Raw genomic sequence first — 13,552 nt, forward strand, 5'->3', positions numbered from 1 at the left:
TAATATTAATAAAGAAACATAATAGTTAGACTACATTACATAATAAGGACTGAAATAAATGGATTGGAAACCAGATCGCCAAGCCAAAAAAGCTATATATAAACAACTTGCTGATTATATCGAAAATGGAATTGCAGATGGTACTTTTCCTCCAGATAAACCATTACCTTCTGAAAGAAATTTAGCTAAGGACCTTAACATAAATAGAAGTACAGTAGTTGCAGCATATGATGAATTGGAGTCCAATGGACTAATACAAAGGAATAGAGGAAGCGGGACGACCATAAGTAAAGATATCTGGGGAATTACCAAGAAACGTATACCGAACTGGAACAGGTATATTGAAGCAGGATCGTTTTTACCTAACTTGCCTATAACACAGAGGATAAGGAAGGAAGCAGTAAAACAGAAGTTAATCAATCTAGCTAGCGGCGAACTGTCAGAGGATCTTTTTCCGCTGAAATACTTAAGTGAGATTACTTCTTCTAGATCGTTTATAGGAAGCTTAGGTTATGATCACCCGCAAGGAAACGCAATATTAAGAGAAACGATTGCAAAGCATGTTAAGCAATATAGAAAAATTGAAACAAATCCTTCATCCATTTTAATTACATCTGGGGCACAACAAGCATTGCACTTGGTGGTTCAATGCCTATTAAAACAAGGAGATGCAGTTGCATTGGAAGATCCCTCATATAACTATAATCTTCCGATTTTTAAATCAGCAGGACTGAGACCCTATTTCATACCTGTAAACCAAGTTGGAATTAACCCGGATGACTTACTTTCGTTACATAAAAAGCATCGAATCCGAATGATATTTTTGAATCCTGCTTTTCAAAATCCAACAGGAGCTTTACTTCAAGAAAAGCAACGGAAAGCGATCTTAGAAATTTCTTCAGAACATGGTATTCCTGTGGTTGAGGATGATCCTTATAGTTTAACCTCGTTTACAGGGGAAAAGATCTCTACTCTAAAATCAATGGATATTAACGGAAATGTCTTATATATTAGCTCTTTAACAAAGATCGTTGCTTCTGGATTAAGAATTGGTTGGATTATAGGCCCCACACCTGTTATTGAGAGATTATCCGATGCGAAGCAGCAAATTGATTTTGGTCATGCAAGTTTTACTCAGTGGATCGCAAATGATTTTTTAGAATCGGAAAATTTCCATTCTCATATCGAAAATTTAAACAAACAATTAGAGAAGAGAAGAGACCAAATTATTACTAGTCTTATATTTTATTTAAAGGATAAAGTTGATTTCTCCATCCCTCAGGGAGGAATTCATATATGGTGCAGGATAAAAAAAGAGGTGAATGAAATGCAATTACTGGAGGAATCAATCAGCAGAGGAGTTATTTATGTCCCAGGTTACACGATGGGGTCCAAAAAAGGTTTTGTTCGTTTTACATTTGCTAGGGAAAATGAAGAATTAATACATGAAGGAATTAAAAGGTTTGCGGAGGCACTAGGGTCTATTTAATACTTAAAGTTTGAAAGGATCATGTTCATAGTATTACCCTAACATTCATTTCGGCAAATCCATTTCAGTTATGTTATAATACTATCAAATCAATGATAAACGCTCGAATTTTAATTTTTTTATTTAATATATTTCTAGCAAATATATTTGAAATTCACTTTTCAATTAATACCCAAGCAACTAAAAGTCCATTCCTCTCAAGAAACCACGGTATAAGAGCGGTAATCAAATAATTTTATCAAGGAGTGAATTAAATGGTTATTCGAAGTAAAGCCGATGTTGAGCTCTTTTGTGAGAGGTTTGGTGATTTGGCCAGCTGGGATGGTTCGAAGCACTACATTGTCCTACAAGATGATCAAAACAACGGCACTGTTACATTTATGCGATATCCTGATGGCACGCTTACTGCTCATAGGAAGTATCAAGCTTTTTGGGATCTAAATGAGCTTCCGGTTGATAATAAAGATATATGGCGGTATAGAAAAGTGCTAAACAGTTACTTGAAAAGTTTCAAAAGTTATTAAAGGCGACTCCAATTTCGGGGTCGCTTTCTTCGTTTTCTAGTATCAATATGTGATAAGCTCTCCTCCATTACACAATTACCCAAATTTAGTTATTCAGTATAATTCTTATCCTTTCCATAGATAATATAACTGATTAATAAAAGGAGATGATGAGGATGAAAACTAAGGATGATTTTCTAACTGGAGCAAAAGTAACAAAAGATAATCAAATTTATGGAACACCTAATAGTAAAAGTAAAAATGGTACCGGTGACTCACCAAATGATAATACTGAAAAGAATAAAAAGGGACTTGATCGTTAAATAAACAGCCAAGATATTCTTGGCTGCTTTTTTTCACCATTAAAACGGATGGTAATTTCAATTTATTCCAAACACAAGTACCAGGAGATGGAAGCTATGTCTGCTTTTTGTCCGGAAATATGGCCGGAGGAACCGACCCCTGTTAACCTTGAAGATTGCCATGAATGCGGTCTTTATAAGCACGGATCACGTATGGTCTGGGGAGAAGGAAATCCAGAAGCGCCTATAATGGTTATACTAGATAACCCAGGAGCCAGAGAGGATCGAGAAGGGAATCTAATTGTTTGCGGAACACGACAAACATTACAACAAGCTGCCAGAGAAGTTGGCTTGAAGACGGACGACCTTTACGTGACTTTTATCCTAAAAAGAAGACCGGTGCGTGCTTATGAAAAAGATCATGTGCGCCAAACCTGCATGGTTCATTTAGAACAACAGATCCTACAGAAAAAGCCCAATCTTATTCTATGCTTAGGAAATGTAGCCGTCCAATCCTTTTTTCAAAATTCTGAAGTTGATGTTAAGACATTGCGAGGTACTTGGCACAATGTTCATGGATATCAGACAGCGGTGGCTTACCATCCGTTGGCTGTAAGACGGCGTCCTAACTTATGGTCTTTGTTTTTAAGTGATTGGGCGTTTGTTGCAGAGCGCTACCAAAATTTGAATTTTTAGTAGATTCACTGAAAAAATGGTGAACACTCTAAATAAAGAATTAACCAAAATTGAAAAGTCATAAATAAAAAAAGGGAGTTTGGGAGAAAAAAGTTTCCGTACTCTTTTTTTCTGTGAAATACGTTTATTTACCTATGTTGTTTCCCAAGGAACTCCTATCAAATTTGGCATCATTCTTCTATTTAATCGAGGCTCTACACACAATAATGGATGAATAAAGAAGATTGCTTTTTGCCGATTTGCTTCTTAAAAAAAGGGATGAAAAATTAGTGAACTAGGAAGAGGTTCTGCTATTATGAAAGCAGCATCTAGTTCCTTGAAAAAACTATCGTTTGAACAATGCGGTAAAAATCCAAATATTATTTTTGCAGACTCAGATCTTGATGAGGGAGTTGAAACGACGATTAAATCAAGTTTCATTAACCAAGGTGCAGGGGATTCATTTACGGCAAGATTCGCACACATTGGGCAGGTAAGCGTCCATTTTTAAAACGGAGAAAAGGAGATACCAAAATGAGTCAATACCAGGATATTGCTAATTACCTTGTTTCAGCGGAGGAAGATCGGCGTGATGTTCCAAAGGTAACAGTGAACATGAAGCCAGATTTATCGGTGGAGGAAGCGTATCTTGTTCAACAAGAAATCGTAAACCGCAAATTAAATGAAGGAAGAAGAATAGTTGGTCCTAAGATGGGCTTAACAAGCTTTGCCAAAATGAAGCAAATGGGCATTGAAGAGCCTATTTATGGATATGTGTTTGATTATATGTTGATAGAAAATGGCGGTAAAGTCCGTTTAAGTGATTTGATCCATCCGAAAGTGGAAGCAGAGATTGCATTTGTGATAGGAGAAGATATTGAAGGCCCAGGCATGACAGGCGCCCAGGTTCTCGCAAAAACGGAATACGTTCTTCCAGCGTTGGAAATTATCGACAGCCGTTATGAAAACTTCCAGTTTACTTTACCGGATGTGATTGCTGATAATGCCTCAACGTCACGAGTTGTGTTAGGCACCACCTTAAAAAAACCGGAACAATTTGAACTAGACCTTGTCGGAGCTACGCTTACTATTAATGGTGAAATCAAGGAATTGGGCGCAGGGGCTGCTGTCCTTGGCCACCCAGCCCACTCTGTGGCGATGCTTGCCAATATGCTGGCAAGAAAGGGTGAAAAGGTTTGTAAGGGTGACGTGATTATTACTGGCGGCATTACTGCTGCCGTTAAGTTGAACTTTGGCGATGTTGTCAGCGGGAAATTTGATGGTTTTGGCGAAGTGTCTTTTACCGTGACAGATTAATAATTGTAGAGAGCAGGGATTTTCATGCCTATTATTCATGTGCAAATGATGGAAGGTAGACCGAAAGAAAAAGTAGCTGAATTAATTCGCAATGTCACGACCACCGTATCCGAAACATTGGATTCACCGAAGGAGAATATAAGAGTTCTCGTAACCGAGATTCCTAAAACGCATTGGGGAAAAGCTGGGGAGCCGGTTGAAAAATAGAAAATGACTGAGCATGGTGGTAAAACCGTCATACTTAAATTTAATACTATTCTGAAAGCGGTTCCTGGGGGAGGGGAAATGGCTTGTATTAGAAAATAAGAAAGATAATTAGAGTACAAAAAACCGAGTTCCATTAGGAAATCGGTTTTTTACGTTATCAGTAAGTAACCTCTAGTTTGAAATTAAATTAAGGCAACACTAGTGTTATCTTTTATATATTGATATATATTGATGGCTAAATGAATATTAAATAATGGTTGACTTTCATTCAAGTCCGTTAATAGAATTTCCTCAATTCGTTTTAAACGATAGCTTAAGGTATTTGTGTGAATATGTAAAGAATCAGCCGTTTTCTTTATGTTTTGATTTTGGTCTAAATAAACAATCAGAGTGCTTAACAGTTCGCCTTTTCTAGATTGTTCATATTCAATGAGGGGACCTAATACTTCATGGATAAAATCAATCAATTCTTCCTTTGAATTTTGTAAAATAAACCTCTGAACGCCAAGGTCTGTATAACTAAGAACTCTATGATCAAAACGATAGTTTTTGAGAAACTTTATGCACTTTGTCGCTTCTACAAATGACTCGTGGACAAAAATAAGCCCTTGCTTAATTCTTCCAATCCCAATTGATACGTCTAACTCTCTATATTTATTTTTAATCTCATGCTGTAAAATTTTTGCAAGTTCTTTTAATTCAGCAATAATATTGGACGAAGAAACTCTTGAATGCAAGGATAGAAGGGCAACGATTTGATTTTCATCCCTTACTGCCATTACTTGCGAGTTCCTCCCAAGTAATGTATTGGCCATATGGAGTAAATTCCTTATGAAGTGGTCGCCGATTACCTTTTGCTCGTTTAACTTATCCTCAAAATTAATAAGTATGGCAACATAGTTTCGGTTAGGGTCAAAATTTAAATTTTTTGCTTTCTGAATAAGTGCTTCATCGATCTGTCCTGAAAAAAGCTTGGTCACGAATTCCCCTCTTAAACGCTGCTGTGTTTCAAAAACGGCTTGCTCTTTTCCCAGTTCAAGTGAAATGACTGTACAAGCATGTTCAAGAGCAGCGATATCCACCTCATTCATTTTTTGTTTTGAAAGGATGATTAGCCCGCCTAGAGACTTTAATTTGGACCCAAGTGGCAATACAACTAATTGATACATTTCATCATTTAATGTTATTTCGGAAACGGTATGTGAGTTTTCAAGTGTTAGGATAATTTGTTTTGCATACGCTTTCATATACTCGGTCATTTCAATTGAAAAGGAAGAATAGCAGGCAGAAGCCCTAAGTTCACCTATTTCATCAAAGAGAAACATATGTTGTCCTATTGTTTTATGTATAAAATTCATTATCGACTGAATTCCTTCTCCATTTACAACGAGATTGGCCAGGTTCCTATGTATTTCGATTGAATGGGAAAGCTTCTGAACCATTTTTTCCTTCTCATAATAAAGACTGGATTTTTCCAAGGCAACTGCTGCTTGGTGGCCAATCGCTTCTAATAGATTAATATCCTCTTGCTTAAACTGCAAAGATTGTTCAAAAGAGTCCAATGTAATCACGCCAATACATTTTCCGTTTTGTAAAATAGGTGAAGAAATGACAGATGTAAAATGAAAATTACTCGGAATAGACTGATCCAATAAATCTCTGTTATATGGCGTTAATGTTGACAGCGCCTGTTTAATTTCTACCTCATCCCAAAAAATGAGACATTTTTTTGCAGCAAAAGACATCCCAGTCATAGATTCACCGCTAACTAGTTTAATTTGCCTAAATATATGTGGATAAAATAATCCTTGAGCTGATTTTGCGATGAGTCGATTCTGGCTTTTGTCAAAAATCCATATAGAGCCTCCTCCTGCCGCTTCAACGACAGATATCGTTTCATTCATGATTGAATCAAAGATCGTATCAATATCTAATTTGGAATTGATAACGTTTGACACATGGATTAAGGACTTTAGTTGCCGATGAGTTAAGGTATCTTGCATCTGTCATCATCCTTTCTCTACGATTTTTTACATTTCATCCATTTTCCTGTTTTTGTGTAAAAGACACAAATTTTTCATAATAATATTCATGAAAATGTACATAGCATAATATTCATAATGATTATATTCTTATTATAAGAAAGTTTTGAAAATAATGAAAGGAGTTCAGCGTAAAGATAAGTAGTGGTGGATTAATTTTTTTCGGTTAAAACAATCAGAATATTTAGAAAGGAGTTGTAGATAAATGAATTTTGATTTAACGAAAGAACAAGAGATGATACGCAAGTTAATTCGTGATTTTGCTGATGCAGAAGTTGCACCTGGTGCAGATGAACGTGATCGAACGGGGGAATTCCCTAAGGAAATTTTTGCAAAATTAGCAGAGTTAGGGATCATGGGTCTGCCTTTTCCTGAACAATACGGTGGTGGTGAGGCTGACACGATCAGCTTTGCAATTGTCGTTGAAGAACTTAGTCGTGTTTGTGCATCAACAGGAATTACATATTCAGCACATATTTCATTGGGAGGGGCTCCACTTAATTTATTTGGTACACATGAGCAAAAAGAGAAATACTTAACACCAATTTGTACGGGAGAGTCTTTTGGAGCATTTGGATTGACTGAGCCGAATGCAGGCTCCGATGCAGGGGGAACCCAAACAACAGCAGTTCTTGATGGAGATGAGTGGGTCATTAACGGCTCAAAATGTTTTATTACAAATGCAAGCTATGCTAATCACCTTGCAGTGACAGCGGTAACAGACCGCTCAAAAGGAATCAACGGAATCAGCGCATTTATTGTTCCTACCAAAGCTCCAGGATTCACTGTAATCGACAACTACGAAAAAATGGGTCTGCATGCCTCAAATACTACAGAACTTATCTTAGAGAATGTAAGGGTTCCTAAAGAAAATCTGCTGGGAACAGATGGAAACGGTTACAAACAGTTTTTAGCTACGCTTGATGGCGGAAGAATTGGAATCGGTGCTATGGCTGTAGGTATTGCTCAAGGGGCCTATGAAAAAGCTCTTCAATATGCAAAAGAAAGAAAACAGTTTGGAAAGAGTTTAGCCAACTTCCAGGCAATCCAATTTAAATTAGCTGACATGGCAATGAATATTGAATTAGCCCGGAATATGGTTTTTAAAGCAGCTTGGTTAAAGGATCAAGGAAGAGCCTTTAAAAAGGAAGCGGCATTTGCGAAATTATTTGCTTCGGAAATATGCATGAGAGCATGTGATCAAGCCGTTCAAATTCATGGCGGATATGGATATATGAAGGAATATCAAGTAGAGCGATTCTTCCGTGATGCGAAACTCTTAGAAATTGGTGAAGGAACATCTGAAGTTCAACGAATGGTTATTGCCAAACAAATTGGATGTTAATAAATTTTTTATAGGATTGGCTGTGTTAAAGGTGATGGTTGATCTTAAAGACTACGTTGATTGGAGCGGAAATCAACAGCCTAATAGAGACATAGTGATGAAATAAAAATTGTTAAAGGAGCCATTACATGGATATCAGTGGAATTTTACAAGTAGTTTCAAATAGCAAACTCATCTATCCAGAAGAAGAAAAAGTTCGTTCAACCTCCATTGGGAGCAGTAAAGCATATCATGAACTGCTTAAACAATCACAAGAAGATCCTGCTAAATTTTGGGATCGTGCAGCCCGTGAACTTGTTTGGTATGAACCATGGGATGAAACCATTAGTGGACAGCTCCCCGATTTTCGCTTTTTTGCCGGCGGCATTAGTAACCCAAGTGTAAATTTACTTGATCGGCATATCGAAAATGGGGCAGGAAACCGGACTGCTCTCATTTGGGAGGGTGAAAACGGGGACACCAAATTTTACACGTATAATATGCTTCTTGCTGAAGTAAATCGTTTTGCGAATGTTCTTAAATCATTTGGTGTAAAAAAAGGTGATTGTGTTGCTATTTTTCTTCCCAATCTGGCAGAAGCCTTTATTTCCGTTTTAGCTTGTTTTCGAATTGGTGCTATTTACAATACAATTTTCTCAGGATATTCGGAAAAATCATTGACAGACCGTCTCATCAATTTTGAGCCCAAAGTATTAATCACTGCGGATGCAACTGAACGTCGGGGTAAATTCATTCCTTTAAAAGAAAAAGTTGATCATGTTGTACCATTTATTCCATCGATCGAAGCAGTCATTGTTGTTGACCGATTAGGTTCAGAGGTTCAAATGAAAGATGGCCGGGATTACTGGTGGCATGAGCAGACAAAAGCGGCAAGTATCGTTTGTGAACCAGAGAGAATTGAAGCTAATGAGAGCGGTATTGTGTTTTATACAAGTGGTACGACAGGTAAACCAAAAGGCGTCGTGCATTCCGGCATGGCTTTTGTCACACAGAATTACACATATGCCAAGTATCATATGGATCACCATCAAGACGATGTTTTCTGGTGTACCGCGGATATCGGCTGGTTAACCATGCATATTTGGGGAATTACAGGTGCCTTAGCGAATGGTGTAACAACCGTTGTCTTTGAAGGGGCTGTTGATTATCCAGCAAAAGATCGTTTTTACCAAATCATTGAAAAATACAGGGTGAATAAACTGTTTACTGCCCCAACAGCATTAAGAATGTTAAAAAGTATGGGAGAAAAGGCATTAGAGAAATTTGATTTATCGTGCCTCGATGTCATTTCCCTTGTTGGAGAACCTTTCGATCCGGAAACCTGGCATTGGACATATGAAGTTTTAGGAAAGAAGAAGGTATATATCAATAATACTTGGGGCCAAACCGAAACAGCAGGATCGCCTATAGCTGGAGCAGCTTGGCTGACGCCGATGAAACCAGGTTCCTCAGGTACTGCCTTTTTAGGTGCGGTTATGGATATCGTTGATGTAGAAGGCAACCCAGTTAAACCTGGTGTCTTAGGAAATCTGGTTATTAGAAAACCATTTCCTATGCTATGCCGGACACTTTGGAAAGAACCAGACCGATATTACGCATCCTATTATAGCCAAGTGGATGGCTGCTATTATGCCAGCGATCTAGCATTATTAGATGATGATGGATATTTATGGGTAGTTGGCCGTTCAGATGACGCATTTAATGTAGCAGGACACCGCTTAAGTACAATGGAGATGGAGAGTGCTGTACTTGAATGTGAGGGTGTTTCTGAAAGCGCCATCATTGGGATCCCAGATGAAATTAAAGGAGAAGTTCCGCTCGCCTTTGTCCGTTTGGCCGATGGCTATGAAGGAACAGAGGAACTAAAACAACAAATAAATAATCACATCATTCAACAAATTGGTAAGATTGCAACCCCAAAATCAATTATTTTTACAGATATGTTGCCGAAAACAGTCAGCGGAAAAATCATGCGCCGCTTATTAAAGGAAATTGTTGTATCAGGAAAGGTTTCCGGCGACATTACAGGACTAGAAGACCCGACGACGGTTGCGCAAATTCAAAAAATAGTTGCTGAAAAGTCATCAGTTAAATAGTTATTAATTAGAGACAGTCATTTGTCAGGAAAATCACCGGCAAATGACTGGTTCCATATTACTAGATTAAGAGTTAAAGATAAACGTAAAGAATGTTGCAAAATAAATAATTAGATTTTTACATATCTCCTTAATCATCAAAGTTTAGGCATTTGTAATGCTGACGAGTTTTGAACCTTCTTAAATAGAAGATAGAAAGGGTGGAAAGGCATGTTCAAAAAAGTTTTAATTGCTAATCGTGGCGAAATTGCTGTCCGTGTAATCCGTACATGCAAAGCCTTAGGGATTACGACAATTGGAGTTTACTCAGAGGCTGATACGGATGCTCCCCATGTAAAAATGGCAGATGAGGCCTATTTAATCGGAGGTTCCCGTGTCGCAGAAAGCTATTTAAATATCAATAAAATTCTAGAGGTCGCTCAGGTTTCAGGAGCGGAGGCTATTCACCCGGGATATGGCTTGCTGTCTGAAAATACGGACTTTGCCCGCCGCTGTGAGGAAGCAGGACTTGTATTCATCGGGCCTTCTCCAGAGGTTATTTCTAAAATGGGAAGTAAGATTGAATCACGCAAAGCAATGGAGGGAGCAGGTGTTCCTGTCGTTCCAGGGATTACCTACCCACTGGCAGATGAAGAGGAAGCGGTAGAAGCGGCGGGCCGCATCGGTTATCCCGTTATGCTAAAAGCCTCCGCAGGGGGTGGCGGAATTGGAATGCAGGTGGTCCATAACGGGGATGAAATCCGAAAAGCATTTGCGGGGAACCAAAAGCGGGCTACTGATTTCTTTGGCGATGGAGCAATGTATATTGAAAAATTTGTTGAAAATCCAAGACATATTGAGATTCAAATCTTGGCAGACAGTTTTGGAAATACCGTTTACCTTTGGGAACGTGAATGTTCGATCCAACGCCGTCATCAAAAAGTCGTAGAGGAAGCCCCATCATCGTTTATTACTGAAAAAACTCGTACCAAGATGGGGGAGGCTGCAGTAAAAGCTGCCCAATCAATTGGGTATAAAAATGCAGGAACAATCGAGTTCTTAGTTGATGAAGAGCAAAACTTCTACTTTCTTGAAATGAATACTCGCTTACAAGTAGAGCATCCGGTTACGGAAGAAATTACAGGTTTGGATTTAGTTGAAAAACAATTACAAATTGCTGCAGGTGAAGCTCTGAAATTTTCTCAAGAAGACGTAAAACGTGAGGGTCATGCCATTGAGGTTAGAATCTATGCGGAAGATCCCAAAACATTTTTCCCTTCACCTGGAAAAATAACAAAATTAGAGTTGCCGAACGGTCCTGGAGTTCGACATGAATTAGCCATTCACGGTCAATCCGCAGTCACCCCTTTTTATGATCCAATGATTGCTAAGCTTGTCGTCAAAGGCAGCAATCGTGAAGAGGCAATAAATCGTCTGCAAGCTGCATTAGCTGATTATCATATTGAAGGTATTAAAACAAATATCCCAATGCTGCAAGAGGTTATTGCCCACTCGGCATTCCATTCAGGTGATACGACAACAGACTTTGTTAACAAGTATTTAAAAACTAAAAAAGAAAATAACGTAAAATAGGAGGAATTATCATGAGTGAAGTAATTGCAGTCATGGCAGGAAATGTATGGAAGGTATTAGTTAAAGCTGGAGATCAGGTAGAAGAGGGCCAAGATGTAGTGATTTTAGAATCGATGAAAATGGAAATTCCAATTGCAGCTGAATTCGATGGAACGGTGAAAGAAGTGAAAGTGAACGAAGGCGACTTTGTTAATGAAGGCGACGTCATTGTAGTAGTTGAATAAAGCCTGGATAAAGGTGGAAAGGAGATGAAACAATGAAGTGGCCGAAAGGTGTAACGATTAAAGAGGTTGGTCCTCGTGATGGATTGCAAAACGAAAAGGCATTTATATCAACAGAAGATAAAATTGCTTGGATTAATCAATTGTCAGATAGTGGACTAAAACATCTTGAGATTACCTCTTTTGTTAATCCCAAATGGATTCCTGCACTTTCAGATGCAGTTACCGTTGCTACTGGCATTACCAAAGTGCCTGGTGTCACCTATACAGCACTCGTTCCTAACCTTCAAGGTTTGGAACGGGCATTTAAAGCGAACATTGATGAAGTAGCAGTGTTTATGTCAGCAAGCGAAACACATAACCTAAAAAATATCAATAAAACGATTGACGAGACTTTCCCTGTGTTACGGGATTTGGTCAGAGAAACCATTTCAGCAGGAAAATTAAGCAGAGGTTATGTTTCGACCGTTTTTGGCTGTCCCTATGAAGGGGATGTTGATATCGATGCGGTCATAAGAGTGTCCGAAACATTATTTGAAATGGGTATTGCAGAGTTGTCTCTCGGGGACACAATCGGTGTGGCAAATCCAAAGCAAGTTCAAAATGTGTTGGAAGTTTTATTGAAAAGATTTTCAGCAGATAAATTAGCGATGCATTTTCATGATACACGTGGAACGGCTTTGGCCAACATCTTAGTATCGTTAGAAATGGGAATTACCATTTTTGATTCTTCGCTTGGCGGCCTAGGTGGTTGTCCTTATGCACCTGGAGCATCCGGAAACGTGGCAACAGACGATTTACTCTATATGCTTCACGGGATGGGAATTCACACTGGTGCTGATCAACAAAAGCTCACTTCTGCATCCCAATTCATTCAGGAGAAACTTGGCAGACCTTTACCAAGTAAAAGTTTTCAAGCCGTGAGTTCCATGCTGAGTGGAAAGCTTAGAAATGCTTTGTGAGAAAGGTGAGATCATGAGTAAAACCATATTAGTTAACAAGATGGAAAACGGAATCGTGATGATTACTTTAAATAGGCCGGAAGCTGCTAATGCTTTATCCTTACAGATGTTAAAGGGGCTCAAGGACGCCATTCTTACCAGTAAATATGATCGATTAGTCCGCTGTATCATCATTACAGGGGCTGGGGAGAAAGCTTTTTGTGCGGGAGCTGATTTAAGGGAACGAGCTGGAATGGATCCGGTTCAGGTGAGGAAGACGGTTTCTTTGATCCGTGAAACTATCAACTCTCTAGAATCTTTACCCCAACCGGTCATAGCGGCAGTGAACGGCGTTGCTTTTGGCGGAGGAACTGAACTAGCGCTCGCTTGTGATATCCGTATTGCCTCTGAAACTGCGAAACTTGGACTGACGGAAACATCATTGGGAATTATTCCTGGTGCAGGAGGAACACAGCGTTTACCAAGATTAGTAGGAAAGGGACGTGCAAAAGAGCTGATTTTCACTGCAAGACGAATTGATGCAAAAGAAGCCCTTGAGATTGGATTAGTAGAGTACACGGTCCCTGTTGAAAGCTTAATTGATAAAGCGTTAGAAATTGCAGGACAAATTGTTCGGAATGGCCCGATTGCCGTTGCACAAGCAAAGTTTGCAATCGATAAAGGCTATGATGTAGAAATAAACACCGGTCTGGCCATTGAGCAAAATGCCTATGAAGTGACGATGCCAACAAAAGATCGTTTAGAAGGATTACTGGCTTTTAAGGAGAAACGCGCCCCAATCTACAATGGTGAATAAGAAAACTAGATTAATAGGAGGAAAA

Annotated in this window: 13 protein-coding genes and 2 pseudogenes; 13 read left to right on the forward strand and 2 right to left on the reverse strand. The window is 38.8% G+C overall.

What is annotated here, in order from left to right:
* The first annotated feature begins 58 nt into the window (after positions 1 to 58).
* From ACSU6B_RS06235 to ACSU6B_RS06250, 4 genes are all read left to right on the forward strand, one after another.
* Positions 59 to 1,489, forward strand: a complete 1,431-nt coding sequence (locus ACSU6B_RS06235; RefSeq protein ID WP_410883650.1) for a PLP-dependent aminotransferase family protein — start codon at positions 59 to 61, stop codon at positions 1,487 to 1,489.
* Positions 1,490 to 1,743: 254 nt separating this feature from the next.
* A complete protein-coding gene (locus tag ACSU6B_RS06240) occupies positions 1,744 to 2,013 on the forward strand; it encodes a hypothetical protein (protein ID WP_410883652.1) in 270 nt (89 codons plus the stop codon).
* Positions 2,014 to 2,168: 155 nt separating this feature from the next.
* The gene (locus ACSU6B_RS06245) at positions 2,169 to 2,315 is read left to right on the forward strand and encodes a hypothetical protein (RefSeq protein WP_168243078.1); all 147 of its coding nucleotides are present in this window, start codon (positions 2,169 to 2,171) and stop codon (positions 2,313 to 2,315) included.
* Positions 2,316 to 2,411: 96 nt separating this feature from the next.
* Positions 2,412 to 2,990 carry a uracil-DNA glycosylase gene (locus ACSU6B_RS06250; RefSeq protein ID WP_410883654.1) on the forward strand — a complete coding sequence of 193 codons (579 nt, stop codon included), beginning with the start codon at positions 2,412 to 2,414 and terminating at the stop codon, positions 2,988 to 2,990.
* Positions 2,991 to 3,125: 135 nt separating this feature from the next.
* Here the strand turns inward: ACSU6B_RS06250 and ACSU6B_RS06255 are convergent.
* Positions 3,126 to 3,253 (reverse strand): annotated as a pseudogene (locus ACSU6B_RS06255) (amidohydrolase family protein); the annotation flags it as partial.
* A 20-nt stretch (positions 3,254 to 3,273) separates the two neighbouring features.
* On the opposite strand from ACSU6B_RS06255, the pseudogene ACSU6B_RS06260 reads away from it, so the two are divergent.
* The 3 genes and pseudogenes from ACSU6B_RS06260 to ACSU6B_RS06270 all read left to right on the forward strand — a co-directional run.
* Positions 3,274 to 3,420 (forward strand): annotated as a pseudogene (locus tag ACSU6B_RS06260) (aldehyde dehydrogenase family protein); the annotation flags it as partial.
* Between the two features lie 83 nt (positions 3,421 to 3,503).
* Entirely contained in the window at positions 3,504 to 4,286 is a 783-nt protein-coding gene (locus tag ACSU6B_RS06265; RefSeq protein WP_410883656.1) for a 2-keto-4-pentenoate hydratase, read from the forward strand.
* Positions 4,287 to 4,310: 24 nt separating this feature from the next.
* Positions 4,311 to 4,493 (forward strand): 4-oxalocrotonate tautomerase, encoded by a 183-nt coding sequence (locus ACSU6B_RS06270; RefSeq protein WP_088086684.1) that lies wholly within the window; start codon positions 4,311 to 4,313, stop codon positions 4,491 to 4,493.
* A 182-nt stretch (positions 4,494 to 4,675) separates the two neighbouring features.
* Here the strand turns inward: ACSU6B_RS06270 and ACSU6B_RS06275 are convergent, their stop codons facing one another.
* Positions 4,676 to 6,496, reverse strand: a complete 1,821-nt coding sequence (locus ACSU6B_RS06275) for a helix-turn-helix domain-containing protein (RefSeq protein ID WP_410883659.1) — start codon at positions 6,494 to 6,496, stop codon at positions 4,676 to 4,678.
* A 244-nt stretch (positions 6,497 to 6,740) separates the two neighbouring features.
* Between ACSU6B_RS06275 and ACSU6B_RS06280 the strand changes: the two genes are divergently transcribed.
* The 6 genes from ACSU6B_RS06280 (at position 6,741) to ACSU6B_RS06305 (ending at position 13,527) form a co-directional block, all read left to right on the forward strand.
* A complete protein-coding gene (locus ACSU6B_RS06280) occupies positions 6,741 to 7,880 on the forward strand; it encodes an acyl-CoA dehydrogenase (RefSeq protein WP_410883661.1) in 1,140 nt (379 codons plus the stop codon).
* Positions 7,881 to 8,008: 128 nt separating this feature from the next.
* Positions 8,009 to 9,976: an acetate--CoA ligase gene (locus ACSU6B_RS06285; protein ID WP_410883663.1), complete on the forward strand. Its 1,968-nt coding sequence runs from the start codon at positions 8,009 to 8,011 to the stop codon at positions 9,974 to 9,976.
* A gap of 210 nt (positions 9,977 to 10,186) precedes the next feature.
* Positions 10,187 to 11,548 (forward strand): acetyl-CoA carboxylase biotin carboxylase subunit, encoded by a 1,362-nt coding sequence (gene accC, locus ACSU6B_RS06290; RefSeq protein WP_410883665.1) that lies wholly within the window; start codon positions 10,187 to 10,189, stop codon positions 11,546 to 11,548.
* Positions 11,549 to 11,559: 11 nt separating this feature from the next.
* Positions 11,560 to 11,772: an acetyl-CoA carboxylase biotin carboxyl carrier protein subunit gene (locus ACSU6B_RS06295; RefSeq protein ID WP_088086689.1), complete on the forward strand. Its 213-nt coding sequence runs from the start codon at positions 11,560 to 11,562 to the stop codon at positions 11,770 to 11,772.
* A 32-nt stretch (positions 11,773 to 11,804) separates the two neighbouring features.
* The gene (locus ACSU6B_RS06300; protein ID WP_410883667.1) at positions 11,805 to 12,731 is read left to right on the forward strand and encodes a hydroxymethylglutaryl-CoA lyase; all 927 of its coding nucleotides are present in this window, start codon (positions 11,805 to 11,807) and stop codon (positions 12,729 to 12,731) included.
* A gap of 13 nt (positions 12,732 to 12,744) precedes the next feature.
* Positions 12,745 to 13,527: an enoyl-CoA hydratase gene (locus ACSU6B_RS06305; protein ID WP_410883669.1), complete on the forward strand. Its 783-nt coding sequence runs from the start codon at positions 12,745 to 12,747 to the stop codon at positions 13,525 to 13,527.
* Positions 13,528 to 13,552: the final 25 nt, after the last annotated feature.

Origin of the sequence: Neobacillus sp. C211, from assembly GCF_051842875.1 — a bacterium.
In the GTDB taxonomy this organism is placed as follows: domain Bacteria; phylum Bacillota; class Bacilli; order Bacillales; family Cytobacillaceae; genus Neobacillus.

What these genes read in the sequence shown, in the direction of transcription:
- ACSU6B_RS06235 (WP_410883650.1), top strand. Translation starts at nt 59, where the DNA reads ATGGATTGGAAACCAGATCGCCAAGCCAAAAAAGCTATATATAAACAA.
- ACSU6B_RS06240 (WP_410883652.1), top strand. Translation starts at nt 1,744, where the DNA reads ATGGTTATTCGAAGTAAAGCCGATGTTGAGCTCTTTTGTGAGAGGTTT.
- ACSU6B_RS06245 (WP_168243078.1), top strand. Translation starts at nt 2,169, where the DNA reads ATGAAAACTAAGGATGATTTTCTAACTGGAGCAAAAGTAACAAAAGAT.
- ACSU6B_RS06250 (WP_410883654.1), top strand. Translation starts at nt 2,412, where the DNA reads ATGTCTGCTTTTTGTCCGGAAATATGGCCGGAGGAACCGACCCCTGTT.
- ACSU6B_RS06265 (WP_410883656.1), top strand. Translation starts at nt 3,504, where the DNA reads ATGAGTCAATACCAGGATATTGCTAATTACCTTGTTTCAGCGGAGGAA.
- ACSU6B_RS06270 (WP_088086684.1), top strand. Translation starts at nt 4,311, where the DNA reads ATGCCTATTATTCATGTGCAAATGATGGAAGGTAGACCGAAAGAAAAA.
- ACSU6B_RS06275 (WP_410883659.1), bottom strand. Translation starts at nt 6,496, where the DNA reads ATGCAAGATACCTTAACTCATCGGCAACTAAAGTCCTTAATCCATGTG.
- ACSU6B_RS06280 (WP_410883661.1), top strand. Translation starts at nt 6,741, where the DNA reads ATGAATTTTGATTTAACGAAAGAACAAGAGATGATACGCAAGTTAATT.
- ACSU6B_RS06285 (WP_410883663.1), top strand. Translation starts at nt 8,009, where the DNA reads ATGGATATCAGTGGAATTTTACAAGTAGTTTCAAATAGCAAACTCATC.
- accC (WP_410883665.1), top strand. Translation starts at nt 10,187, where the DNA reads ATGTTCAAAAAAGTTTTAATTGCTAATCGTGGCGAAATTGCTGTCCGT.
- ACSU6B_RS06295 (WP_088086689.1), top strand. Translation starts at nt 11,560, where the DNA reads ATGAGTGAAGTAATTGCAGTCATGGCAGGAAATGTATGGAAGGTATTA.
- ACSU6B_RS06300 (WP_410883667.1), top strand. Translation starts at nt 11,805, where the DNA reads ATGAAGTGGCCGAAAGGTGTAACGATTAAAGAGGTTGGTCCTCGTGAT.
- ACSU6B_RS06305 (WP_410883669.1), top strand. Translation starts at nt 12,745, where the DNA reads ATGAGTAAAACCATATTAGTTAACAAGATGGAAAACGGAATCGTGATG.